Annotated in this window: 1 protein-coding gene; it reads right to left on the reverse strand. The window is 71.1% G+C overall.

Going from position 1 to position 2,952, the window contains the following annotated elements; all coding sequences use genetic code 11:
* Positions 1 to 117 precede the first annotated feature (117 nt).
* A partial coding sequence (locus PHC73_RS13275) for a TonB-dependent receptor (protein WP_300129212.1) occupies positions 118 to 2,952 on the reverse strand: 2,835 nt, incomplete at its 5' end.

A 2,952-nucleotide genomic window follows, 5' to 3' on the forward strand; every position in this document is an offset into this window, starting at 1 on the left:
GCCCTGGCTGCTGCTCCTTGGCGCAGCCGGACAGAGCAAGAACCGCGAACAACGCCGCGGCGATGCCCAAGCCCATATGAGGCGTCGGCATTTCCCAAACCTCGCTCGTGTGGCCGGTCAATCCAACATCAGGCTGACACTGCCGTACAGCAGACGTTCCGGGTACAGCTCGGGATGTTGCGGATCGGTGTCCTGGAACTGCACCTTGGTGTCGAACAGGTTGCGCACCCCCACGCTCACCAGCCCCAGCCGGCGCGGCAGGCGGTAGGCGACGCGCGCGTCGCTCAACCAGAAACCGTCACTGGCATGGCGCTGCCCGCCGGTGGTGGTAATCAGGTAATCGCCGCTTTGGCGATAGCCGGTGACGGCCAAGTCGGCCAGCCAGCCGGACGGGTGGCTGTAGCGCACAGCCAGCGGCAGGCTGTGGGTGCGCAGGTCGAAAATCGCCCAGTTGCCGGTCTCGACCACCAGCGGAAACTCGTCGCTGTAACTGGCCTTCTGGTAGCGATACTCGGCGCGCAGCGCCCAGCGCGGGGCCGGGCTCCAGTAGCCGTACACGCGATGCAGTTGCTGGCGGCCGTGGCCGATTTCGGCGCCGCTCACCGCATCGAGATAAGGCGTTTCGAGCCGCCGCCAACTGGCCTCGATCCCCGCATCGAGACCCGCCGTCAATCGCCGGTCCAGCCCTAACCCGTAACGGTCGCTGCGCGTGCCGACCACATCGTCGAAAAACTGCACGAAGCCCGCCACCTGCACCGGCTCGATGGTGCCTTTGCCGATCAGGTCACGCTTGACCGCCCGCATCGCCGCAGCGCGCAGCGTGGTGCGCTCGTCGAGCGCCCAGGTCACGCCCAGCTTGGGGCTGACGCGGGTCTTGTCGACCGCTCCTGCCTGCACGTCGTCCACCGCCAACCCCACGGTCCAGCGGCTGTCGGACAGCCCGTCGATGTAGCCATAGAGATAGCCGTTTTTTTGCCGCTCGTGCAGGCGGTCCGGCGGCGGCCCGACATCGAAGCCGAACACCTCGACGTCGATGGCCCGATCGACATTGGCCCGGTAGTAGCCGCCACCGTACAGCCACGTGTGTCGGGCACCGGTCAGCACCTGTTGCACTTCCGCCATCAACGGGTGGCTACGGTCCCGGGCGTCGATCCGTATCGGTGGAAACGGCACGGAATCTTCCAGTCCGACATGGACCGACTGGCGTTGCAGGGAAACCAGTACGGTATTGGTGGCGCTGAAACCGTGCCGCAGGCCGAGGCGATAGGTATCGCGGTCGTCGAACCGGCGCAGTGTCCCGGAGTCCACGTCGTCGAAGGGGTACAGGCCGATGTCGCCGCGCTCCTGGCGGCTGCGCCGCGCCTCGGCCTGCACGCTGGTGTCCGGCGTCACGCGCCACTGGGCGAACAGGTCGTAAAGGTCGACGTCCTGGTCGGCGTTATGGCGGAAGCCGTCGGTGGTGTAGCGGAACTGCGCGGCCGATACGGACAGCGGCCCCGACAACACGGTTGCCACCAGATCGTCGCTGAACAGGCCATCGCCGCCGCCGACGGCGCTGCCGAGCACGCTCACCCCGTCGCGCACGAACAGCGGCGTGTACTCGTCGAAGCCGCTGCGCAGCGACACCGCGCCCTGGCGGATGCCCAGATCCTCCGCCCGCGCCTGCGGCTGCAGCGGCAGCACACTCAACGGCTGCCACAGCTGCGCCTGCAGCAGTTCGGACAGGCGGCCGGTTTCATGGTCCGGCAGGCCGAGGTAACTGTCCGCCAGCAGGCGGTGGGCGGAAAAATCCGTCGGATCGCTGGCCAGCGCCGCGCTTGCTTCGCGGCGGGCCAGTTGCTCGAAGCCGAGCGCCTCGTAGACGCGCCCGGTGCTGGCCTGGCGCGCCGCGAGATCCTCGTCCAGCTGCAGCCTGGAGCGGTACACGGCGCGGTTGTCGTTGCGCTTGATCGACTCCTCCAGCGCCGCGCGCGCCTCGACCGGCCGGTTGTCGTCCAGCAGGCCGAGCGCCTGGTAGAACCACGGCGTGGGGTCGGCCGGGTCGAGCTCCCGGGCGCGGCCGAGCTCGACCTGCGCCGGGTGGCTGCGGCCTTCCGCCTGATACGCCTTGGCCAGATAACTGCGCAGCAGCGAGCGGCCGGGATCGAGACTGACGGCGATCTCCATCTGCCGCCGGCCGTCGGCCAGCCGGTTCTGGCGGATCAGCGCCAGCCCGAGCCCAAGGCGCGCCAGCGGGTCCAGCGGGTCGGCCGCGCTGGCCTGCTCGAAATGGCGCCGGGCGGCCGGGGCGTCGTCGGCCGCGAGGTCGGCAAAGCCGAGCGTGCGCAGTGCCAGCACGGCGTGGTCGCCGGTCGTCGCCGCCTGCGCCAGGCGCCGCGCGGCGCGGTGATCGCCGCTGGCCAGTTCGAGTTCGGCCAGGCGCAGCGTCGGCAGATCGGTCGGCGCCAGCTCGGCGGCGCGCGCCGCGGCGGCGCGCGCACCCGGCAGGTCGAAGGCCGCCTGGCGCGCGTAGGAACGCGCCAGCCAGGGATTCGGCCGCTGCGGCGCCGCCGCGACCGCCTGCGCACTCAGGCGCTCGGCCTGTGCCAACGCACCCTGGGCAACGGCGATCACCGCCGCGAGCGCCAGCGCCTCGGCCCGCAGGGCCGGGTCATCGCTGGCGGCGACAGCGCCCGCGCGTTCGGCGGCGGCCGTGACGTCGCCCGCCGCCAGCAGCGCGCGGGCCTCGCCGAGCGGCCCCGGCAGCAGGCGCGGGTAGTGCAGTGCCCAGTCGAGACCGTCGCGGCTGCGCACCGCCACGCGCAGCTCGCGTGCGCCGCCGGCCGTCACGCGCAGGCTCTGGCCGGGCAGCAGCGGCATGCCATCGGCCGTCACGCGGCCCTCGAACAGGGTCAGCTCGTCGGCCTGCGCGGCGGCCGTGAGCAAGAATTCCGTGCCGTCGATGGCGGCGTT

It is taken from the genome of Immundisolibacter sp. (assembly GCF_028696615.1).
Lineage (GTDB): Bacteria > Pseudomonadota > Gammaproteobacteria > Immundisolibacterales > Immundisolibacteraceae > Immundisolibacter.